This window comes from Micromonospora arborensis, from assembly GCF_003205615.1.
Lineage (GTDB): Bacteria > Actinomycetota > Actinomycetes > Mycobacteriales > Micromonosporaceae > Micromonospora > Micromonospora arborensis.
In genome coordinates, this window is sequence record NZ_PYBV01000038.1 from 18,371 (window position 1) to 39,216 (window position 20,846).

19 protein-coding genes are annotated in these 20,846 nt (G+C 74.6%); 13 read left to right on the forward strand and 6 right to left on the reverse strand.

The features are described 5' to 3' along the window. Positions 1–61 precede the first annotated feature (61 nt). Genes cobO through cobA form a run of 10 tightly spaced genes read left to right on the forward strand, consistent with a single transcriptional unit; the run spans position 62 to position 10,363 of the window. Entirely contained in the window at positions 62–673 is a 612-nt protein-coding gene (gene cobO, locus C7C45_RS26530) for a cob(I)yrinic acid a,c-diamide adenosyltransferase (RefSeq protein ID WP_110566472.1), read from the forward strand. Next, positions 670–2,031, forward strand: coding sequence for a cobyrinic acid a,c-diamide synthase CobB (locus C7C45_RS26535; protein ID WP_110566629.1), 1,362 nt, complete (start codon positions 670–672; stop codon positions 2,029–2,031). The genes cobO and C7C45_RS26535 overlap by 4 nt, the downstream gene beginning before the upstream one ends. After that, on the forward strand, positions 2,028–2,831 hold the full coding sequence (cobI, locus tag C7C45_RS26540; protein WP_110566631.1) for a precorrin-2 C(20)-methyltransferase: 804 nt from the start codon (positions 2,028–2,030) through the stop codon (positions 2,829–2,831). The genes C7C45_RS26535 and cobI overlap by 4 nt, the downstream gene beginning before the upstream one ends. After that, positions 2,828–3,673, forward strand: a complete 846-nt coding sequence (gene cobM, locus C7C45_RS26545) for a precorrin-4 C(11)-methyltransferase (protein ID WP_110566474.1) — start codon at positions 2,828–2,830, stop codon at positions 3,671–3,673. Before cobI ends, cobM begins: the two co-directional genes overlap by 4 nt. Then, on the forward strand, positions 3,670–4,821 hold the full coding sequence (locus C7C45_RS26550) for a cobalt-precorrin-5B (C(1))-methyltransferase (protein WP_110566476.1): 1,152 nt from the start codon (positions 3,670–3,672) through the stop codon (positions 4,819–4,821). The genes cobM and C7C45_RS26550 overlap by 4 nt, the downstream gene beginning before the upstream one ends. After that, positions 4,809–6,092, forward strand: coding sequence for a precorrin-6y C5,15-methyltransferase (decarboxylating) subunit CbiE (cbiE, locus tag C7C45_RS26555; RefSeq protein WP_425271175.1), 1,284 nt, complete (start codon positions 4,809–4,811; stop codon positions 6,090–6,092). Before C7C45_RS26550 ends, cbiE begins: the two co-directional genes overlap by 13 nt. Further along, positions 6,089–7,852, forward strand: a complete 1,764-nt coding sequence (gene cobJ / locus C7C45_RS26560; protein ID WP_110566477.1) for a precorrin-3B C(17)-methyltransferase — start codon at positions 6,089–6,091, stop codon at positions 7,850–7,852. Before cbiE ends, cobJ begins: the two co-directional genes overlap by 4 nt. Further along, positions 7,840–8,037, forward strand: a complete 198-nt coding sequence (locus C7C45_RS26565; protein WP_110566479.1) for a DUF362 domain-containing protein — start codon at positions 7,840–7,842, stop codon at positions 8,035–8,037. The genes cobJ and C7C45_RS26565 overlap by 13 nt, the downstream gene beginning before the upstream one ends. Continuing rightward, positions 8,034–8,630 carry a precorrin-8X methylmutase gene (locus C7C45_RS26570; protein ID WP_110566482.1) on the forward strand — a complete coding sequence of 199 codons (597 nt, stop codon included), beginning with the start codon at positions 8,034–8,036 and terminating at the stop codon, positions 8,628–8,630. Before C7C45_RS26565 ends, C7C45_RS26570 begins: the two co-directional genes overlap by 4 nt. After that, positions 8,627–10,363 (forward strand): uroporphyrinogen-III C-methyltransferase, encoded by a 1,737-nt coding sequence (cobA, locus tag C7C45_RS26575; protein WP_110566484.1) that lies wholly within the window; start codon positions 8,627–8,629, stop codon positions 10,361–10,363. The genes C7C45_RS26570 and cobA overlap by 4 nt, the downstream gene beginning before the upstream one ends. Here cobA and C7C45_RS26580 read toward each other — a convergent pair whose 3' ends face one another. The 5 genes from C7C45_RS26580 to C7C45_RS26600 all read right to left on the reverse strand — a co-directional run bounded on the left by C7C45_RS26580 (position 10,364) and on the right by C7C45_RS26600 (position 14,640). Further along, on the reverse strand, positions 10,364–12,517 hold the full coding sequence (locus C7C45_RS26580) for an FtsX-like permease family protein (protein ID WP_110566486.1): 2,154 nt from the start codon (positions 12,515–12,517) through the stop codon (positions 10,364–10,366). After that, positions 12,514–13,194 (reverse strand): ABC transporter ATP-binding protein, encoded by a 681-nt coding sequence (locus C7C45_RS26585; protein ID WP_110566488.1) that lies wholly within the window; start codon positions 13,192–13,194, stop codon positions 12,514–12,516. The genes C7C45_RS26580 and C7C45_RS26585 overlap by 4 nt, the downstream gene beginning before the upstream one ends. Further along, on the reverse strand, positions 13,191–13,715 hold the full coding sequence (locus tag C7C45_RS26590; RefSeq protein ID WP_110566490.1) for a PadR family transcriptional regulator: 525 nt from the start codon (positions 13,713–13,715) through the stop codon (positions 13,191–13,193). Before C7C45_RS26590 ends, C7C45_RS26585 begins: the two co-directional genes overlap by 4 nt. 89 nt (positions 13,716–13,804) lie before the next feature. Next, a complete protein-coding gene (crcB, locus tag C7C45_RS26595) occupies positions 13,805–14,167 on the reverse strand; it encodes a fluoride efflux transporter CrcB (protein WP_110566492.1) in 363 nt (120 codons plus the stop codon). After that, a complete protein-coding gene (locus C7C45_RS26600) occupies positions 14,164–14,640 on the reverse strand; it encodes a fluoride efflux transporter FluC (RefSeq protein WP_110566494.1) in 477 nt (158 codons plus the stop codon). The genes crcB and C7C45_RS26600 overlap by 4 nt, the downstream gene beginning before the upstream one ends. 275 nt (positions 14,641–14,915) lie before the next feature. Here C7C45_RS26600 and paaK point away from each other — a divergent pair, with 275 nt between their 5' ends. From paaK to C7C45_RS26615, 3 genes are all read left to right on the forward strand, one after another. Further along, positions 14,916–16,223: a phenylacetate--CoA ligase PaaK gene (gene paaK, locus C7C45_RS26605; protein WP_110566496.1), complete on the forward strand. Its 1,308-nt coding sequence runs from the start codon at positions 14,916–14,918 to the stop codon at positions 16,221–16,223. Positions 16,224–16,336: 113 nt separating this feature from the next. Then, positions 16,337–17,446 (forward strand): nucleotide disphospho-sugar-binding domain-containing protein, encoded by a 1,110-nt coding sequence (locus C7C45_RS26610; RefSeq protein WP_110566498.1) that lies wholly within the window; start codon positions 16,337–16,339, stop codon positions 17,444–17,446. Between the two features lie 149 nt (positions 17,447–17,595). Beyond that, positions 17,596–18,414, forward strand: a complete 819-nt coding sequence (locus C7C45_RS26615) for a class I SAM-dependent methyltransferase (RefSeq protein WP_110566500.1) — start codon at positions 17,596–17,598, stop codon at positions 18,412–18,414. A gap of 76 nt (positions 18,415–18,490) precedes the next feature. Here C7C45_RS26615 and C7C45_RS26620 read toward each other — a convergent pair whose 3' ends face one another. Continuing rightward, a complete protein-coding gene (locus C7C45_RS26620) occupies positions 18,491–20,788 on the reverse strand; it encodes an AAA family ATPase (RefSeq protein WP_110566502.1) in 2,298 nt (765 codons plus the stop codon). Between the last annotated feature and the right edge of the window lie 58 nt (positions 20,789–20,846).

Here is a 20,846-nt window from a genome sequence, read left to right on the forward strand (position 1 = left end):
ACCGAAACTGCAAGATCGCGGGAGGAACGGGCGTGGGCGTGACGAGCAGGGGAGACAGCTGATGCCGCAGGGACAGCCGAGCAACGTGCCCGCCGACGGGTTGACCACCCGGCAACGGCGGCACCGGCCACTGCTGATGGTCCACACCGGACAGATGAAGGGGAAGTCGACGGCGGCCTTCGGGTTGGCGTTGCGGGCCTGGACGGCCGGCCTGCCGGTCGGGGTGTTCCAGTTCGTCAAGAGCGCCAAGTGGCGGGTGGGGGAGGAGAGCGCCTTCCGCGCGCTCGGTGAGGTGCACGAGCGCACCGGCCAGGGCGCACCGGTGGCCTGGCACAAGATGGGCGAGGGCTGGTCGTGGATCCAGCGCGGCGGCGATGCCGACCACGCCGCCGACGCCCTGGAGGGCTGGCGGCAGATCCAGCGTGACCTGGCCGCCGAGCGCTACGGGCTGTACGTGCTGGACGAGTTCACCTACCCGATGAAGTGGGGCTGGGTGGACGTCGACGAGGTGGTCGCCACCCTGGCCGACCGGCCCGGCTTCCAACACGTCGTCATCACCGGCCGCGACGCCGACCCGCGACTGGTCGCCGCCGCCGACCTGGTGGCCGAACTGACCAAGGTCAAGCACCCGATGGACGCCGGTCAGAAGGGCCAGAAGGGCATCGAGTGGTGAACGTCCCCACCGAACCGTGGCCGCTGCCCCGGGTGGTCGTCGCCGCGCCGGCCAGCGGTCACGGCAAGACGACGGTGGCCACCGGGCTGCTCGCCGCGCTGCGCCGTCGCGGCCTGACGGTCAGCCCGCACAAGGTCGGCCCGGACTACATCGACCCCGGCTACCACGCCCTCGCCGCCGGTCGGGCTGGCCGCAACCTCGACCCGTTCCTGGTCGGGGCCGAGCGGATCGCCCCGCTGCTGCGGCACGGCGCGAGCGTCCCCACGCCCGCCGACATCGCCGTGGTGGAGGGCGTCATGGGTCTGCACGACGGCGCGGTCGGCCGCCGCGGCTACGCCTCCACCGCGCACGTCGCCCGGCTCATCGAGGCGCCCGTGCTGCTGGTGCTGGACACCACCGCCCAGGGTCGTTCGGCCGCCGCGCTGACGCTGGGCATGGCCGCGTTCGACCCGGCCGTGCGCATCGGCGGCGTGATCCTCAACCGGGTCGGCTCACCCCGACACGAGACGCTGCTGCGCGACGCCCTCGCCGAGGTGGGCGTGCCGGTGCTCGGGGCCGTCACCCGTGCCGCCGAGGTCGCCGCGCCGGCCCGGCACCTCGGGTTGGTGCCGGTCGCCGAGCGGGCACCAGAGTCCCTGGCGATCGTCACCGCGCTCGCCGAGCTGGTCGAGGCCACCGTGGACCTCGACGCGGTGCTCGACCTGGCCCGTACCGCCCCGGCACTGACCACCCCGGCCTGGGACCCGGTGGCCGCCGTCGGCGGGCCGGCCGGCACCGAGCGGCCACGCGTCGCGCTCGCCGGTGGGCCGGCTTTCACCTTCTCGTACGCGGAGACCGCCGAACTGCTCGCCGCGGCCGGCGCCGACGTGGTCACCGTCGACCCGCTGCGCGACCCGGCGCTGCCCGCCAGCACCCGCGCGGTGGTGATCGGCGGCGGCTTCCCCGAGGCGTACGCCGAAGCGCTGGCCGGCAACGCCACCCTCCGCGCCGAACTGGCCGACTTCGACGGGCCGATCGTGGCCGAGTGCGCCGGGCTGCTCTACCTCGGGCGGTCCCTGGACGACGTGCCGATGTGCGGCCGGCTCGACCTGAGCGCCCGGATGACCGGCCGGCTCACCCTCGGCTACCGCGAGGCGGTGGCCGTCAGCGACTCCCCGGTGGCCCGCGTCGGCGAGGGCGTACGCGGCCACGAGTTCCACCGCACCACCACCGACCCGCAACACGGTGAGGCACCGGCGTGGCGGTGGGACGAGGCGGAGCACGGCTTCGTCACCGGCCGGGTGCACGCCTCCTACCTGCACACCCACTGGGCCGGTCAGCCCGCTGCCGCCCTGCGGCTGGTCGAGGCGTGCCGATGAACGCCGACGATCGTCGGGCCGCCGGGTCGGCCGACGCCACGCTGACCGGGGTCGGTGTCGGCCCGGGTGACCCGGAACTGCTCACCGTCAAGGCGGTGCGGGTCCTGCGCGAGGCCGACGTGGTCTTCGTACCCGTGATGGCGGACCGGGTCGAGACCACCGCGACCGCCGGTCCGACGCCGCCGGGCACGGACGCCGGGCGGGCCGAGCGGACCGTACGGGAGTACGTCGCGGCGGACCGGCTGCGCCGGCTGCCGTTCGCCCTGGACGACCGGGGCGGGGTGACCGCCCGCCGCGCGGCGGCCTGGGACGACGCGGCCCGGGTGGTGGTCGAGGCGATCGACGCGGGCGCACGGTCGTTGGCGTTCGCCACCATCGGCGACCCCAACGTCTACTCCACCTTCGGCTACCTGGCGCAGAGCGTCCGGGCGCTGCGCCCGACGGTCCGGGTGGCGACCGTGCCCGGCGTCACCGCCATGCAGGAGTTGGCGGCCCGCAGCGGCACCCCGCTCTGCGAGGGACGCGAACCGCTGACCCTGCTGCCCGCCACCGCGGGCCTGGCGCTGTTCGCCGAGGCCCTCGCCGGGCCCGGCACCGTGGTCGCCTACAAGGGCTGGCGGCGGCACCCGGAACTGCTCGCCGAGCTGCGCCGACAGGGCCGGCTCGCCGACGCGGTGCTCGGGAGCAGCCTGGGGCTGCCCGGTGAACGCATCGGACCGGTCGACGACACCGCGGACCTGCCATACCTGTCGACGCTGCTGGTCCCGGCCCGCCGCGACCACCGAGGAGGAAAACTGTGACCAGCGACGGCAAGGTGTGGTTCGTCGGAGCCGGCCCGGGTGCGGCGGACCTGCTGACCCTGCGCGCCGCCCGGGTGATCGCCGAGGCCGACATCGTGATCTGGGCGGCCAGCCTGGTGCACGCCGACGTGCTCGGGCACGCCCGCCCCGGCGCGGAGATCGTCGACTCGTCGCAGCTACCCATCGAGGGCGTGCTGCCGCTCTACGAACGCGCCGCCGAGCAGGGGCTGACCGTCGCCCGGATCCACTCCGGCGACCCGGCGCTGTGGGGCGCGGTGCAGGAACAACTGGACCTGTGCCGGGCACTCGACCTGGCCGTCGAGATCGTGCCCGGGGTCTCCTCGTTCACCGCCGTCGCGGCGATCGTCGGGCGGGAGCTGACCGTGCCCGAGGTGGCCCAGTCGGTGATCCTCACCCGACTCGAAGGCGGCAAGACCCCCATGCCACCCGGCGAGCGGGTCCGCGACTTCGCCCGACACGGCACCACCATGGCGCTGTTCCTCTCCGCCGCCCGCTCCGGGCAGGTGCAGGCCGAACTGCTGGCCGGCGGCTACCCGGCGGACACCCCGGCCGTGGTGGCGTACCAGGCGACCTGGCCGGACGAGCTGGTGGTGCGCTGCACGGTCGGCACCCTGGAGGAGACGGTCAAGCAGCACAAGCTGTGGAAGCACACCCTGTTCCTGGTCGGGCCGGCCCTCGCCGCCGAGGGCACCCGCTCGCACCTCTACCACCCCGGGCACTTCCACACCTTCCGGCGAGCTGAGCCGGCCGCCCGCGCCGAGCTGCGCCGCCAGGCCGGCGCCCGCACCGGGGGGACCGCCACACCGGGGCACACACCATGACGTACGCCGAGCCGCCGCTGCGCGAGCCGGACCTGCCGCGAACCGCGAAGGTCCGACCCGCCGCGCTGCGTACCGGTTGGACGACCGGCGCCTGCGCGACCGCGGCGGCCAAGGCCGCGGTCACCGCGCTGGTCACCGGCACGACCCAACGGGAGGTGGAGATCGGGCTGCCCGCCGGACGCCGGGTGCGTTTCCCGGTCGAACGCTGCGAAGTCACCGGCACCCCGCCGGCCCGCGCCGAGGCGGTCGTGGTCAAGGACGCCGGGGACGACCCGGACGTCACCCACGGGGCCGAGCTGACCGCCACCGTGGACTGGACCGACGTCCCCGGGCTGCGGCTCGCCGGCGGTGCCGGTGTCGGCACGGTCACCAAGCCCGGCCTCGGGCTCACCGTCGGCGGCCCCGCGATCAACGACACCCCGCGCCGGATGATCGGCGAGGCGGTGGCCGAGGTGGTCGACCTCACCGAAGTCGGCGTACGCGTGGTGATCAGCGTGCCCCGGGGCGAGATCATGGCCCGCAAGACCACCAACCGACGGCTCGGCATCCTCGGCGGGATCTCGATTCTCGGCACCACCGGGATCGTCCGTCCCTTCTCCACCGCCTCCTGGCGGGCCAGCGTCGTGCAGGCCGTGCACGTGATGGCCGCCCAGGGGGAGCGGACCGTGGTGCTCTGCACCGGCGGGCGAACCGAGCGGGCCGCCCGCGCGCTCCTGCCCGACCTGCCCGAGGTCTGCTTCGTCGAGGTCGGCGACTTCACCGGTGCCGCGGTGACCGCCGCCGTGGGCGACGGCATGACCGGCGTCGTCTTCGTCGGCATGGCCGGCAAGCTGGCCAAACTCGCCGCCGGAGTGCTGATGACCCACTACACCCGATCCAAGGTGGACCTGTCCCTGCTCGGCGCGGTGACCGCCGAGGCCGGCGGCGACCCGGCGCTCGTCGACGCCGTGACCGAGGCGAACACCGGGCGGCACGCGTACGAGCTGTGGGAGGCCGCCGGGCTGCTCGCACCGGCCGGCGACCTGCTCTGCCAGCGGGTACGCCAGGTGCTGCGACGCTTCGGCGGCCCGACGGTCACCGTGGACGTGGCGATGGTCGACTTCGCCGGGGCACACGTCGTCGCCTCGTCCGGCCGGTGGCCCCGATGACGCGGATGGAACCGGTGACCGTGGTCGGCCTGGACGCCGCGGGCGCCCCACCGCACCCCGCTCTCGCGCCGGTGCTGGCCGCCGCCGGGCTGGTCGTCGGGGCCGCCCGGCACCTGGCCGCGGTGCCCGTACCGGCCGGCGCCGACACCGTCACCCTCGGGCCGCTCGCCCCCGCCCTGCACCGGCTGGCCCGGGCGGTCGCCGCCGGGGTGCCGTCCGTGGTGCTGGCCAGCGGGGACCCCGGGTTCTTCGGCATCGTCCGGCGGCTACGCGCGGCCGGGCTGCCGTTGCGGGTGGTACCGGCGGTGTCCAGTGTGGCCGCCGCCTTCGCCCGCGCGGGGCTGCCCTGGGACGGCGCCGCCGTGGTCACCGCGCACGGGCGCGACCCCCGACCGGCCCTGAACGCCTGCCGGGCGCTGCCGTTGGTCGCGGTGCTCACCGCACCCGGCGCCGGTGCGGCCGAGCTGGGTGCCGGCCTCGCCGGTTGGTCCCGCCGCCTGCTGGTCGCCGAGCATCTGGGCACCGACGCCGAGCGGATCCGCGCGGTGACTCCCGAGCAGGCCGCCGCGCAGACCTGGTCCGACCCGCACGTCCTACTCAGCCTCGCCGCCCCGGACCCCGCCGAATCCGCACCCGACCCCGTCGCACCCGACCCTGCACCGGCACCTCGGGTCGCGGCCGGTGGGATGCGGTCGGACAACCAGCCGGCTGCCGCTCCGGCCGGCGGCTGGGCACTGCCGGAGACCCGGTACGCCCACCGCGACTCCATGATCACCAAGTCGGAGGTGCGGGCCCTCGTCGTCGCCCGACTGCGCCCCCGGCTCGGTCGGCTGGTCTGGGACGTCGGCGCGGGCAGCGGCTCGGTCGGCATCGAGTGCGCGCTGCTCGGCGCGGCCGTGGTCGCCGTCGAACAGGACCCGCAGGCCGGCGCCACCATCCGGGCCAACGCCACCGCGCACGCCGTAACCGTCCGCCTCGTTACCGGCCGAGCCCCGCAGGCGCTGGCTGGCCTGCCCGAGCCGGACGCGGTCTTCGTCGGCGGTGGCGGCGCCGACGTCCTCGCCGCCGTGGTGGCCCGCCAGCCCGAACGGGTGGTGCTCACCCTGGCCGCACTCGACCGGGTCGCGCCCGCCGTGGGTCTCCTGCGCGCCGCCGGCTACACGGTCGAGGGCAGTCAACTCTCCGCCGCCCGCCTCGCCGACCTGCCCGGTGGGTCGATCCGCCTCGCGGCCACCAACCCGGTGGTCGTCCTCACCGGGGAGCGCCCGTGAACGACCAGAACCCGCCCGCTCGCATCGGACTGGTGGCGGCCACCGCCGCCGGCCGACGGCACGCGGACACCGTCGCCGCCGCCTGGCCGCACGCCCGGCCGGTGGAGGGGGAGACCGTGGCCGACGCGCTGCGGACCGCCTGGGCGGAGTGTGACGCCGTGGTCGCGTTCCTGGCCACCGGTGCCGTGGTGCGGATCCTCGCGCCGCTGCTCGGCGACAAGCACAGCGACCCGGCCGTGGTGGTCGTCGACGAGGCGGCCCGGCACGCCGTGGCGCTGCTCGGCGGGCACGCCGGCGGCGGCAACGACCTCGCCGAACAGGTCGGCGCGGTACTGGACGCCCGACCGGTGATCACCACCGCCACCGACGCGGTCGGCCTGCCGGGGCTGGACACCCTCGGCTGGCCGGTGGAGGGTGCGGTCGCCGCGGTGTCCCGGGCCATCCTGGACGGCGAGCCGGTCCAGCTGATCGCCGACGCGCACTGGCCGTTGCCCGCCCTGCCCCCGAACGTCCACCCCCAACCCGCCGCTGCCGCCGAGCCCGCTGCCGACAGCGCCGCCACCGCCGACAGCGGCGTCGGTTACCGGCTGCTGGTCACCGACCGGGTGGTGCCGCTGGACGAGCGGACCGCCGTGCTCCGGCCCCCGTCGCTGGTCGCCGGCGTGGGCGCGAGTCGGGGCGTACCCGCCGTCGAGGTGACCGAGCTGCTGCACCGGGTGCTGGCTGAGGCCGGCCTCAGCCCGGCGAGCCTGCGCTGCCTGGCCAGCGCCGACGTCAAGGCCGACGAGGCGGGCATCCTGAGCACCGCCGACGCGATCGGCGTACCCCTGGTGACCTGGCCGGCGACGCGGCTGGCCACGGTCGACGTGCCGCACCCCAGCGAGGTGGTCCGCGCCGCGGTCGGTACGCCGAGCGTGGCGGAGGCCGCGGCGCTGCTCGGCCCGGCGGGCCGTCCGGGCGACGCCACCCTGCTGGTGGGAAAGACCGCGACGGCGATGGCCACCGTGGCGGTGGCCCGCCACGCGCCGCGCGGCCGACTGGCCATCGTCGGGCTCGGACCGGGCGCCGCCGACCTGCGCACCCCCCGCGCGGTCGCCGAGCTGCGTCGCGCCGCCGTGGTGGTCGGCCTCGACCAGTACCTCGACCAGGTCCGCGACCTGCTCCGCCCGGGAACCCGGGTGCTCTCCAGCGGACTGGGCGCCGAGGAGGCGCGGGCCCGCGCCGCCGTCGCCGAGGCCGTCGCCGGCCGGGCGGTCGCGCTGATCGGCTCCGGCGACGCGGGGGTGTACGCGATGGCCAGCCCCGCCCTGGAGTACGCCGACGAGCGGATCGACGTGGTGGGCGTGCCCGGGGTGACCGCGGCACTGGCCGCCGGCGCGCTGCTCGGCGCACCGCTCGGCCACGACCACGCCTACCTGAGCCTGTCCGACCTGCACACCCCCTGGGAGGTCATCGAGCGGCGGGTGACCGCGGCAGCCGAGGGGGACTTCGTGACGCTGTTCTACAACCCGCGCAGCCGGGCCCGGGACTGGCAGCTCGGCAAGGCGCTCGGCATCCTCGCCGCGCACCGGCCACCGGACACCCCCGTCGGTGTGGTGCGCAACGCGAGCCGTCCCGGCGAACGCGTACACCTGGCGACCCTGGCCACCCTCGACCCGGCCGTGGTCGACATGTACAGCGTCGTGGTGGTCGGCAGCAGCGACACGAGGTTGGTCGCCGGTCGGATGGTCACCCCGAGGGGGTACCGGTGGCGATCGTGACCATCGGCGCCTGCCAGGGCTGCGGCGCCTGCCTGCTCACCTGTCCCACGCACGCGATCCGCCCGGTCGCCGGTGGTCTGACCGTCCGCGCCGACCGCTGCACCGGATGCCTGGAGTGCCTGGAGATTTGCCCGGTCGACGCGATCCGCGTCGCCGAGCCCGACCCTTCTGGAGGATCCCGATGAGCCGGGTGGTGCACCCCATCGAGGTCGAGTCGTACCGCATCCTGCGCGAGCGCGTCGACCTGTCGCACCTGCCGCCGCTGAGCCGTGCGGTGACCGAGCGGGTGGTGCACGCCAGCGCCGACCTCGCGTACGTCGACGAGCTGGTCTGCGACGAGGCGGCCCTGGAATCGGGGTTGGCCGCGCTGCGCGCCGGGGCGCCCGTCGTCACCGACGTGGCGATGGTCGCCGCCGGCATCACCCGCGCCGGCCTGGAGCTGGTCTGCCCGGTCGCCGAGCCGGCCGCCGCCGAGCTGGGCCGCACGGCCGGGATCACCCGCTCGGCGGCGGCCGTGCGGATCGCGCTGGAGCGGGTCGGCCCGGGCGCGGTCTGGGTGGTCGGCTGCGCGCCGACCGCGCTTGTCGAACTACTCACCCTGGACGCCGCGCCGGCACTGGTCATCGGCCTGCCGGTCGGCTTCGTGGGTGCCGCCGAGTCGAAGGCGGCACTGCGGGCCAGCGGCCTGCCCGGGGTGTCCAACGTGGGCGAGAAGGGCGGTTCGGCGGTCGCCGCCGCCGCCCTCAACGCCCTGCTCTACGTCGAGGAGAAGTCATGACCGGGTTGGTCATCGTCGGGCACGGTACGCGCAGCGCGGCCGGGGTCGACCAGTTCGCCGCCCTCGTCGAGCGGGTCCGTCGTCGCGGTGACACCGGCGACGTCGAAGGCGGCTTCATCGAGCTGTCCCGCCCGCCACTGACCGACGCGGTCGGCGCGCTCGTCGCGCGCGGGCACCGGGCACTGGTGGCGCTGCCCCTGGTGCTGACCGCCGCAGGGCACGGCAAGGGCGACATCCCCGCCGCCATGGCCCGGGAACAGGAGCGGCACCCCGGGCTGAGCTACCGCTACGGTCGCCCGCTCGGCCCGCACCCGCTGCTGCACGACGCCCTCGAACAACGCATCGACGCGGCACTGGCCGGTGCGGACCGGGCCGACACTGTGCTGGCCGGTGCGGACCGGGCCGACGCTGTGCTGTCTGGTGCGGACCGGGCCGACGCTGTGCTGTCTGGTGCGGACCGGGCCGACACGTGGGTCGCGTTGATCGGTCGGGGGTCCACCGACCCGGACGCCAACGCCGAGGTTGCGAAGGTCGCCCGGCTGCTCTGGGAGGGGCGCGGCTACGCCGGCGTGGAGCCGGGCTTCGTCTCCCTCGCCCAGCCGTCGGTGCCGGCGGTGCTGGAGCGGCTGCGCCGACTCGGCGCACGGCGGATCGTCGTGGCCCCGTACTTCCTGTTCGCCGGCGTGCTGCCCGACCGGATCGTCGCCCAGTCGGCGGAGTTCGCCGCCGCCCACCCCGACCTGGACGTGCGGGTCGCCGAGGTGATCGGCGACTGCGACGCCCTCGCTGACCTGGTCCGGGAACGCTACGCCGAGGCGCTGGGCGGGGACATCCGGATGAACTGCGACACCTGCGCGTACCGGGTGCTGATGCCCGGCTTCGCCGACAAGGTGGGCCGCCCGCAACGCCCGCACGACCACCCCGACGACCCGGTCGGCCACCACCATCACGGCCACGACCACGGCCACGGCCAGCACCATGACCAGCACCACGAGCACGGGTCGGTCGCCGTGGTCGGCGGTGGGCCGGGACCCGACGACCTGATCACGGTACGCGGAAAGGCGCTGCTCGACGCCGCGGACGTCGTGGTGGTCGACCGGCTCGCCCCGCAGGGGTTGCTCGCCGGGCTGCGCCCCGACGTGCTGGTGGTGGACGCCGCCAAGGTGCCCCGTGGCCCGTCGATGGCTCAGGAGGCGATCAACGCGGCGCTGGTGTCGCACGCCCGCGCCGGCCGTCGGGTGGTCCGGCTCAAGGGCGGCGACCCGTACGTCTTCGGACGCGGCCACGAGGAGGTGCAGGCGTGCGCGGCGGCCGGCGTGCCGGTGACCGTGGTCCCCGGGGTGAGCAGTGCGATCGCCGCACCGGCCCTCGCTGGCGTGCCGGTGACGCACCGGGGCGTGGCGCACGACGTCACGGTCGTGTCCGGACACCTTCCGCCCGGGCATCCCGACTCGCTTGTCGACTGGGCGGCGCTGGCGCGCGCCCGGGGCACTGTGGTGTTGCTGATGGCCGTCGACACCATCGCCAAGATCGCGGCGGTGCTGATCGAGCACGGCCGGGCCCCAGAGACCCCGGTGCTGGCCGTGCAGGACGCCGGGTTGCCCGGCCAGCGGTCCGTGCCGGCCCGGCTGGACGAGATCGGTGCGCTCGCCGCTCGGGAGGGCATCGGCCCGCCTGCCGTCTTCGTGCTCGGCCCGGTGGTCGCTCTCGCGACCACCGGGCGCACGGACTGACTACTCGCTGCGGGCGGTCTCCGGACCGGTGATCCGTTCCAGCAGCGGCAGGGTGGAGGCGATGACAGCGAGGCAGGCGACCAACCCGACGACGACGATCACGTAGAAGCGTGGCTCCGGCGCGACCAGCGTGTAGTGCATCTGCGCCCGCAGGAACAGATGCGCGGCGAGCAGGCCCATCCCGATGGCGACGGCGGCGACGGCGAGCATCGGCACCGCGCTCTCCAGCGCCACCACCCGGCGCAGGACCCGCACCGGTGCGCCGCTGAGGCGTAGCAGGCTGAACGGTCGTCGGCGCTCGGTGAGACCGCCGATCACGCTGACCGCGAGGCTGCACCCGCCGAGGGCGAGGCTGGCGATGATGACGACGTTTGCCAGTTGTTCCCAGCCGCGCAGCGTGTCGGCGAAGTCCGACTCGAAGTCGCCGGGCACGTTCGGCCCGACCCAGAAGGCCGGGAAGGCGGCCTCGAGGACGGTACGTGAGCGTTCGATGGCGGCTGCCGAGCCGTCCGTGTCGACGAGGATCGACATCACCGGGAGCTGTTGAAGATTCCCGAGCGGGACCGACGCGGCAGGCCAGACTCGGGCGGACGACGCCGACTCCCGGAAGGGGATGAGACCCGTCGCGACCTCGGCGACGGTGGCGCCCTCGGCGCATCGGCCGTACGCGCTCGGGATCTCGGTGCACGCGATCAGGCCGGGCTCTCTGGCGTTCATCCAGTCCGGGTTCTCGCGCACCACGGTCGCGGACCGCACGCCGGTGATCGAGCGAAGCCCGGAGAAGAGCGTGTCCGGCGCTGCCGGCGCATCCTCGGGAAGGTAGAGAGACACCTGCCCCGCCTCGGTCGAGCCGACCGGCGCCGGACCGCGGTTGGCAATGATCGTGGTGATCACGCCGACGGCGACGCTCGTGACGAAAAGCGCGAGCATGATGCCGCTGATCGCCCGGAAGCCGGCCTTCGGGTTGTCGGCGAGGCGGCGCGCGGCGATGAGCGTGGCCGGGCGGTTGGCGTACCGGGCCAGGACGCGGGCGCCGACCATCGTCAGCCACGGGCCGGCGAGCACGAGGCCGGCCATGATGAGCAGTAGTCCGGGCAGGAACACCGCGGCCTGGCCGTCGGACGTTTCCGGCTTGAAGCCGATGGCGAAGAACAGCACGGCGACACCGAGTAGGGCCGGGATCAGCCGGTACGCGCGCGGTGCCCGTGGCGTGACCCGCCGGGTGACGCCCAGCGGCGAGATCCGTACGCGGCGCAGCGAGATCTGGGCAGCCACCGCCGCGCCGGCCGGCACGCCGAGCGCCACCAGCAGGACGTCCAGCACGCCCAGGGACATGTCACTGGGGAAGAACGGCATGCCGGTGAACGGGATGCCCGCGAGCGCGTCGCGGAAGGCGTAGAACAGGCCGAAGCCGACGGCGGTGCCGGCGACGGCGGCGGCGGTCGCCTCCACGGCGGCGACCATCGAGATCTGCCGGGGTGTCGCGCCGACCAGACGCAACGCGGCGAAGCGCTGCTCCCGGCGGGCGGCACTGAGCCGGGTGGCGGTGCCGATGAAGATCAGCACCGGAAACAGCAGCCCGCCGGCGATGACGCCCAGGATGAGGTTGACCGTGGTCTCGGGGAGGGCGGGGGTGTCGCCGACGCTGGTGATCTGCTTCGCGGCGGGCAGCTTGGCGACCTGGTCGGGCGCTCCGCCTACGACGACGAGCAGGGTGTCCGGCGAGGTCAGCGCGGCGGGTCCGACGGTGCCCAGGTCCCGCCCCGGGTAGCGTTCGCCCAGTTGGTCCGCCGGGTGGGCGGCCAGCAGGTCGCGCAGTGCGGGCGAGGCGTAGAACTCGCCGGGACCAGGGGTGGTGGGGACACCGACCGGGGTGGGCGCGGTCGAGCCGGTCGCGGCGACGTCGATCCGGATGATCTGCTTGCCGTGGAAGTAGTCGAACCGGGTCGACCACCACAGCGGGTCGGCGTCGCCGGCCGAGGCCTGGGGATACATCGACGCGTACCGGGTGAGCTGGGCGTTGACCGCGTTGACCCCGGCGAGGGTGGTCAGCAGCAGCCCGGCGCCGATCGCGACGGCGGCGGCGATGACGACCAGACGGGTGAGCGCCTCACGGCCACCGGCCAGGGCGAGGCGGAGCCCGAAGCGGATCATGAGGCGATCCGGTCCGGCGCGTTCACGCGTCCGTCGCGGACCATGACCTCGCGGTCGGCGTACGCGGCGATCCGGGGCTCGTGGGTCACCAGGATGACCGTGGTGCCCTGTTCGCGGGCGGCGCCGACCAGCAGGTCCATCACCTGCTCGCCGGTGAGCGAGTCGAGCGCGCCGGTCGGTTCGTCGGCGAAGAGCACCTGCGGCTCGGCGACCAGGCCCCGGGCCAGGGCGACGCGTTGCGCCTGCCCGCCGGAGAGCTCACCCGAGCGGCGCTGCTCCAGGCCGTCCAGGCCGAGGCGCGCGAACCAGGCACTCGCCTTCGGCAGCGCCTGCTTGCGGTGTACGCCGCTGAACAGCAGCGGCAGCGCGACGTTCTCCACAGCGGTCAGCTCGGGGACGAGTTGACCGAACTGGAACACGAAGCCGAACCGGTCCCGGCGCAGGCTGCTGCGCCCGGTCTCGGGCAGGGTGTCGATCCGGGCCCCGTCGAGGAGGATCTCGCCGGAGTCGGGCACCAGGATGCCGGCCAGGCAGTGCAACAGGGTGGACTTGCCCGAGCCGCTGGGGCCCATGACGGCGAGGATCTCGCCCGCCTCCACGGCGACGCTGGCGCCGCGCAGGGCGGGGGTCTGGCCGAAGGAGAACCGCACGTCACGTGCTTCGATCATGATGCTCACGGCCGTACCTCTTTCCGCAGGGCGTCCAGCCGGGCGCTGGTCATCTCGATCCACCGGAGGTCCGCCTCCAGGTGGTAGAGGCCGTGGTCGGCCAGCAGCGCGTCGACCAGGCCGCCGGCTCGCTTGATCTCGGTGAGCTCGCGCATCCGGTGCAGGTGGGCGCGGCGCTGGGTGTCGAGATACTCGGCGGCGGGACGGTCCAGCATCAGCGCGAGCACGACCTTGGCGAAGAGCACCGTCTGCAGGTGCGGCTCCGGGTCGACCGGTTGGGTCAGCCACTGCTCGACCTCGGTCGCGCCGACGTCGGTGATGATGTAGCGCTTGCGGTCCGGGCCGGAGCCGGGCGCGACATCGCTGATCACCACCTTGCCGTCGCGGGCCAGGCGGCTGAGGGTGGAGTAGACCTGGCCGAACGGCAATGGCTTGCCCCGGCCGAAGAAGGCGTCGTAGTCGCGCTTCAGGTCGTATCCGTGGCTGGGCTCTCGTTCGAGGAGGCCGAGAAGGGTCAGTGGCACGCTCATGGAAGGAGACTACACCGGGGGTATACCTCGCGTATATACCCCGGGCGTATTCTCGGTGGGTCTCCTGGTCCCGGCACGGTTTCCGCAGGTCAGCCCAGCAGGGCGCGGGTCAGGGCGTAGCCGGCGGCGGCTGCGGCGAGCCCGGCGGCGACACTGCCCACGACGTTGGCCAGCGCGAGGAGGCGGTGACCGCCCTGCGTCAGCCGCAGCGTCTCGTAGCTGAAGGTGGAGTAGGTGGTCAGCGCCCCGCAGAACCCGGTGCCGAGCAGCGCGGTGACCGCCGGGCCGGTCGGCCACCCGACGAGCACGCCGAGCAGCAGGGAGCCGACCACGTTGACGGTGAGCGTGCCCCAGGGGAACGCCGAGTCGTGCCGGGACTGGACCGCCCGGTCGGTGAGGTACCGCAACGGCGCGCCGACGGCCGCCCCCAGGGCGATGAGCAGCACGGTCATCGGGCCGCCCTCCGCCTCAGCAGCGCAGCCGTGCCGGCGTCGCCCAGCCCGACCGCGACGAGTGCCCCGAGCAGCGTCGCCGCCAGGTACGCCAGCGCGGTGCCCGGTGCGCCCGCGACAAGGGCCTGCTGGATGTCGACCGTGTAGGCAGAGAACGTGGTGAACCCGCCGAGCACCCCGACCCCGAGGAACGGGCGGGCCAGGGGGTGCCCACCGCCGCGGTGGGTGAGCACCGCCATCAGCACCCCGATCAGCAGGCAGCCGGACAGGTTGATGCCGAACGTCGCCCAGGGGAAGCTGGTCGGCGAATGCGGGGCGACGTGTTGCAGGCCGGCCCGGGCCAGCGCGCCGAGCACCCCGCCGGCCGCGATCGTGGCGAGAATCGTCGCGGGGCGCGCGGTCAGCTCGCGGCGGTCGGCGGGGACGCGCAGGTCGACGTCGGGGTCGCCACGCGACTCGGATGGCTCTGGCACGGGTCCTCAGCGTAGTGCCGGCGACAGCCGCGTCAGCGTACTGGCGCGTCAGCCGCGTCAGCCGCGTCAGCGCACCGCCGCGACGGCGGCGTCCGGGCCGCCGCGTGCGTCAACTCCGCGGCGGCCTTCGCCGGCTCACGCCGCCGAGCCAGACGCCCAGCGCGTTGCGCCCTGCACCGGTGCCGACCACCCGCTGACCGCCCCGCCAGCCGTCGCGACGGCGGGCGTACGGTACCCGCAGCCCCACCGGGACCGCCGCGCCAAGGAGGCAACCGATGCAGGACCGCACCCCTCGTCCGGAGGAGCTGGAGCCGATCGAGCGCGCCAGCATCGACGAGCTGCGGGCCCTGCAGGGAGAACGGCTGCGCTGGTCGTTGCGGCACGCGTACGACAACGTGCCGCACTACCGCCGCGCGTTCGACGCGGTCGGGGTGCACCCCGACGACTGCCGGGACCTCGCCGACCTGGCCCGCTTCCCGTTCACCGGCAAGGCGGAACTGCGGGAGAACTACCCGTTCGGCATGTTCGCCGTACCCCGCGAGCGGGTCGCCCGGCTGCACGCCTCCTCCGGCACCACCGGCCGGCCGACAGTGGTCGGCTACACCCGCGATGATCTGCGCACCTGGGCGCGACTGATGGCGCGCTCGATCCGCGCCTCGGGCGGTCGCCCTGGCGACCGGGTGCACGTCGCGTACGGCTATGGGCTCTTCACCGGCGGTCTGGGCGCGCACTACGGGGCAGAGGAGCTGGGTTGCACGGTCATCCCCGTCTCCGGGGGCATGACCGAGCGGCAGGTCATGTTGATCCGTGACTTCGAGCCCGAGGTCATCATGGTCACGCCCAGTTACATGCTGGCCATCGTGGACGAGATGCGCCGGCAGGGTGTCGACCCACGGGCCACCTCACTGCGGGTGGGCATCTTCGGCGCGGAGCCGTGGACCGAGGACATGCGCCGGGAGATGGAACAGCAACTGGACATCCACGCGGTGGACATCTATGGGCTCTCCGAGGTGATGGGCCCCGGCGTGGCCACCGAGTGCGTCGAGACCAAGGACGGGCTGCACCTCTGGGAGGACCACTTCTATCCGGAGATCATCGACCCGGTCAGCGGGGCGGTGTTGCCCGACGGCGAGCAGGGTGAGCTGGTGTTGACCTCCCTGACCAAGGAGGCGATGCCGGTGGTGCGCTACCGCACCCGGGACCTGACCCGGCTGCTGCCCGGCACCGCCCGCCCGATGCGCCGGATCGAGAAGATCACCGGCCGGACCGACGACATGATGATCGTGCGTGGGGTGAACATTTTCCCCACCCAGATCGAGGAGCTGATCCTGCGGACCCCCCAGCTGTCGCCGCACTTCCAGTGCGTCCTCGACCGGCAGGGTCGGTTGGACACCCTGACGGTCCGGGTGGAGCGCCGGGCCGGGTCCGCCGTGGACGCCGCCGAGCGGGCCGGCGCGACACTTGTCGAGCTGGTGAAGAACACCATCGGCGTGAGCGTGGCGGTCGACGTCCTGGCCCCGGATGCGGTGGAGCGGTCGGTGGGCAAGATGCGCCGCATCGTCGACCAGCGACCGGCCGGCTGAACGGCTGAACGGCTGGCAGCTCGGTAGGGCTGGGCGCGGCGTGTCGAGCCGCTCACCTGCCAGCGATCATCGGGGGCGCCCGAACTCGTCGTCGTCGACATAGGATTCTGCCCATGCGAGTGCTGGTGGTCTCCGCTCCGCTGGTCGGGCACGTCTTCCCGTTGGTGCCACTCGCCGTCGCGCTGCGCGACGCCGGCCACGACGTGTTGCTGGCCACCGGTGATGGCGGCCTTGCCGCCGCCGAGGCGGGCCTGCCGGTGCACGACATCGCGCCGGGCTTCGACTTCGGCCGGATCGCGATGCGGGTCCTTCTCCGGCATCCGTTGATCGCCCGCGCCGAGCTGGCCGGCACCGCCGGCACCCGGGGCGCCGGCCTGCTCTTCGGCGCGCTCAACGACCAGCTCACCGACCCGGTCGTCGCGCTGGCCAGCGAATGGCGACCGGACCTGGTGCTGCACGAGCCGTTCGCGGTGGCCGGCGCGGTTGCCGCCGCCCGGCTGGGCGTACCGGCGGTCCGCCAGGAGAACTCCCTCTTCGACGGTCGGGAGCTGGTGGGCGCCACCACGGCCCGACTCGGTTCCGCCCTGCGTCGGCACGGCCTGCGCGAGCTGCCCCCACCGGCCGCCGCCCTGGCCGTGGCCCCGCCCAGCGTGGCCACCCAGGAGGGTTGGCCGATGCGGCACGCCTCGTACGTCGGCGGTGGTGAGCTGCCGGCCTGGCTGCGCGAGCCGGGTGAGCGACCCCGGATCCTGGTCACCCGCAGCACCCTGACCGGCCCCGGCGACCAGGGGCCGATGCCCGCCGTGGTCGCCGCCGCCGCCGAGGTGGACGCCGAGATCGTGCTGGTCCGCCCGGACCGCCGTACGGCAGCCCGTGCGCTGCCCGACAACGTCCGCGTGGTCGACTGGATCCCGCTCGACGAGGCGTTGCCGGCGAGCGCGGCGCTGGTGCACCACGGTGGCGCGGGCAGCGCTCTCGGCGCCCTCGCCGCCGGGCTGCCCCAACTGGCCACGATGGGCCCGGGGGACCGGCGGCACAACGCCGAGCTGGTGGCCCGTCGGGGCGCCGGTCTGGCGCTGCGCCCCCGTGACATCACCGCGCAGTCGCTGACCCAACTGGTCAGCGACGACCGCCTCCGTACCGTTGCCGGGCAGGTCAGCCGCGAGATGGCCGCGATGCCGGCACCTGCCGACCTCGTCGCGCGGCTGGCGGCGCTGGTCTGACGATCGCCCCGCGAGCCGAACCGCACACGGCGTGGGGCCGGCGGGCCTGGGGCCCGAGCACCCGTAGCAGCAGGGCTGGGCCAATCCGACTCAGCGCGGCTGGTCGGATATCGTGGCGCCACCATCAAGATCGTTGAACGGGGTGGCCAGTGGCGACGACAGCGTTCGACGACTACGAGCGGTCGCGCTGGGCCGGGCGCGCGGCGGCGTTCGACCGCAGCTTCGCCGCGCTCTGCGCCCATCCCGCGTCCGCCTTGTTGGACGCCGCCGGCGTCGGTGCGGGCATGCGAGTGCTCGATGCCGGCACCGGGTCCGGGACCGTCGCCGGATTGGCGTGCGCCCGGGGCGCCGCCGTCGTAGCCGTCGACGCCGAGCCCAGCATGGTGGAGATGGCGCGCAGCCGGCTCCCGTCCGCCGAGCAGGTCCGCCTCGCGGCTCTGCCGCGCCTCCCGTTCCCCGACGGGGGTTTCGACGCGGCCGTCGCGAACTTCGTGATCAATCACGTGGGTGATCCGCTGGCCGCGATCGGCGAGCTTGGACGGGTCGTTCGGCCGGCGGGTCGGATCGCGGTGACGATCTGGCCCCACCCGCCGCCCGAGGCCCAGCGGCTCTGGGGTGAGGTCTTCGCTGCCGTAGGGGTCGAACCACCAACCGTGGTGCCGAGCGTGGACGCGGACAGGGACTTCCCGCGTACCTGCGACGGGTTGGCGGGGGTGCTCGACGCCGCCGGGCTCACCGACGTGCGCTGCGACACGATCACCTGGGTGCATCGCACCGACCCCGAGGCGTGGTGGAGTGGCCCCGCCAACGGCATCAGCAAACCGGGTCTGCTGATGGAGGCCCAACCGCCGGACGTGATCGTCCGCATCCGTGCCGCGTACGACGAGCTGACCGCCGCCTACCGGGACGCGGACGGCCTGCTCGCGTTACCTACCGCGGCGCTGCTGGCCTCGGCCTCCGTGCCGTAGCGGTCGCGGCGATCGGTGACCGGGCGGCACTCGGTGTGTCGGGGTGCTCCGCTGCCAACGATCGAGCGGTGGGCCCTCAGGCGGAGGCGGCCAGGTTCTGCGGCCGACCGATCGACGGTGGGCGAGGTGCGGCGCGCACCGGTCCGGGCGAAGTGCCGACACCGGCGCGCGTGCCCGGCACGGCCGCCCCCGGCACGGCCGCCCCCGGCACGGCCGCCCCCGGCACGGCAGGCACCGCGCGGATCGCCACCGGGGACGGGTCGACGTCCGCGGGCCAGTGCCCACCTGCATTGGCCCGCGCCGCGGACACCACTGCGGCCTGGGTCGCCACTGCGACCGGGGTCGGCGGCACGGCACCGGCCGACGCGACGGCTCGGAGCCGGCTGGGCGGACGGTTGGTCCGTTGCGTCAGCGCGGCCGGCGGAGTCGCCATCGTCGGGGTGGGGACGCGTCGGCGCGGCTGGCCGGATCGCGGCGCTGGGGCCGGCGTCGAGAAGGCGGCGTCGAGGCGGCCGGCTCCGGAGCGGACGGCATCGAGGCGTACGACCTCGGCGGACCGCGCGGCCGAGGCGCTGACGACCGCACCAACGGCGTCGACGGCAGCAGGGTCCGGCAGGAGAGCGTCCACCTGGACGTTGTCGAGGCGCGGGGCGTTCGCGGCCCGGCGGGCGAAGAGGGCCCGCAGCGCGCGGGGCAACCGCTCGGCAGCGACCTGGCGCAGCGCGGGAGCCGCGAACGCGTACCCGTCCGCGCGGTGGGGGAGCAGCAGCCCGGCGGTGACCAACCCGCGTAGTGCCGGTGCGGAGCGGCCGGGCGTCCAGCCGAGCGCCCGGTCGATCGTCGCGGACGAGATCACGCCGCCGAGGATGCCGGCGGCCATCAGGACCGCTCGCCGCTCACCGTCGAGCTGATCCAGTTCCGCGGCGACGGCCCGGCGTACCGCCTCAGGCAGCGGAAGCGCCACCAGGTCGGCACCGTCCACGATCGATGCCACGTACGCCGCCGCGTGCCCGGGGCGGCCGCCCACCAGTGGCAGCAGCCGGTCGACCAGGGCCACCGGCTGGCCGGCCCGGGTCAGCAGATGACGCAGCATCCGTCCGGACTGCACCGTGGCCAGCGGGTGGATCGTCACCCGCCGGGCCGGGCCGGGCTGGGTGTCGGTCCACTGCGGCTGGTGCAGGGTGAGCATGGCCAGCGGCAGTCCGCGCGCCGTCGCCGCGTTGAACAGTGCATGCAGGAAGCGGCTCACCGCCGACCCCGCCCGGTCCACGTCGTCCACGGCGACGACCAGTGGCCGGTGCGCGGCCAGACGCAGCAGCGCCTCCCGGCAGATCGCCGCGCCCGCCGACGCCACCGCCGTGCCGTCCGGGGTGCTCAGCAGACGCTGCAGCACCGGGACCGCCGACGCGACCTGCGTCGGCGGGAACAACGGCGTCAGGGTGGCGACCAACCGGTCGTGGACCACCGCCGCGCCGTCGCCGTGCCGGACCCCGGCGAGGCCGCGGAGCAGTTCGGCGACCGGCGCCAGGACCTGATCGGGGTACGGCTGGCAGGTCGTCACACACCAGCGCACCGGCAATCCGTCCACCGTGGTCAACCCACGGGCCAACTCGTGCAGTAGGCGGCTGCGGCCGCTGCCGGTGGGGCCGACCAGGGAGACCCAGCGTGGGTTCTGCGTGCGAACGGCCCAGCTCAACTGGTCGCGGACGGTCGCCAGCTCGCGGCGGCGACCGATCAGCGGACCGTCGTGCTGGTCGGCACCGGGGCGTACCGGACCGACGGCGTGCCAGACCGGCATCGGTGGCACCCGACCGGCGACCGGCGTGAGCTGACGCTGGGTGATGAGGCCGGCGGTGGCTCGGGCGGTGGCCGCGCAGAGTGCGACGGCGCCGGGTGGCGCGTACTCCTGCAGGCGTGCCGCGGTGGTGATCACCGCGCCGCTGGCCACGCCGTGCCCGCCACTGACCGCGCCACGCAGGTCGACGACGACCTCGCCGGTGGCGACACCGACGCGAACCCGCAGTTTGATGTCCTCGACCATCGGCCGGCGGTCCAGCGCGGCCTGGATCTCCAGCCCGGCGCGCACCGCGCGGTACGCGTCGAAGCCGTCGGAGTGCCGGGCGCCGAAGAGCGCCATCACCGCGTCCCCGACGTACTTCTCGACCACCCCCTGCCAGCGGTGCAGCACGCCGGCGACGGTGTCGAAGTAGACCCGCTGCAGTGCGCGGACGTCCTCCGGGTCGAGCCGGTCCACCAGCGCTGTGGAGCCGACGATGTCGGCGAAGAGCACGGTGACGGTGCGCCTCTCCTCCGGCACCGGCCAGTCCGGGGTGGTGGTCCGCTGTGCGTCGCCGCCGATGATGGTGGTGGTCATGGATGTCGCACCGGCCCTTCTCCCCGCTGATGCCTGATGACCTCCGGAGATTGGCATT

Coding starts and splice junctions, on each gene's coding strand:
- cobO (WP_110566472.1), top strand. CDS start 62: ATGCCGCAGGGACAGCCGAGCAACGTGCCCGCCGACGGGTTGACCACC.
- cobI (WP_110566631.1), top strand. CDS start 2,028: ATGAACGCCGACGATCGTCGGGCCGCCGGGTCGGCCGACGCCACGCTG.
- C7C45_RS26550 (WP_110566476.1), top strand. CDS start 3,670: ATGACGTACGCCGAGCCGCCGCTGCGCGAGCCGGACCTGCCGCGAACC.
- C7C45_RS26570 (WP_110566482.1), top strand. CDS start 8,034: ATGAGCCGGGTGGTGCACCCCATCGAGGTCGAGTCGTACCGCATCCTG.
- cobA (WP_110566484.1), top strand. CDS start 8,627: ATGACCGGGTTGGTCATCGTCGGGCACGGTACGCGCAGCGCGGCCGGG.
- C7C45_RS26580 (WP_110566486.1), bottom strand. CDS start 12,517: ATGATCCGCTTCGGGCTCCGCCTCGCCCTGGCCGGTGGCCGTGAGGCG.
- C7C45_RS26590 (WP_110566490.1), bottom strand. CDS start 13,715: ATGAGCGTGCCACTGACCCTTCTCGGCCTCCTCGAACGAGAGCCCAGC.
- crcB (WP_110566492.1), bottom strand. CDS start 14,167: ATGACCGTGCTGCTCATCGCCCTGGGGGCGGCCGTCGGCGCGCCGTTG.
- paaK (WP_110566496.1), top strand. CDS start 14,916: ATGCAGGACCGCACCCCTCGTCCGGAGGAGCTGGAGCCGATCGAGCGC.
- C7C45_RS26610 (WP_110566498.1), top strand. CDS start 16,337: ATGCGAGTGCTGGTGGTCTCCGCTCCGCTGGTCGGGCACGTCTTCCCG.
- C7C45_RS26620 (WP_110566502.1), bottom strand. CDS start 20,788: ATGACCACCACCATCATCGGCGGCGACGCACAGCGGACCACCACCCCG.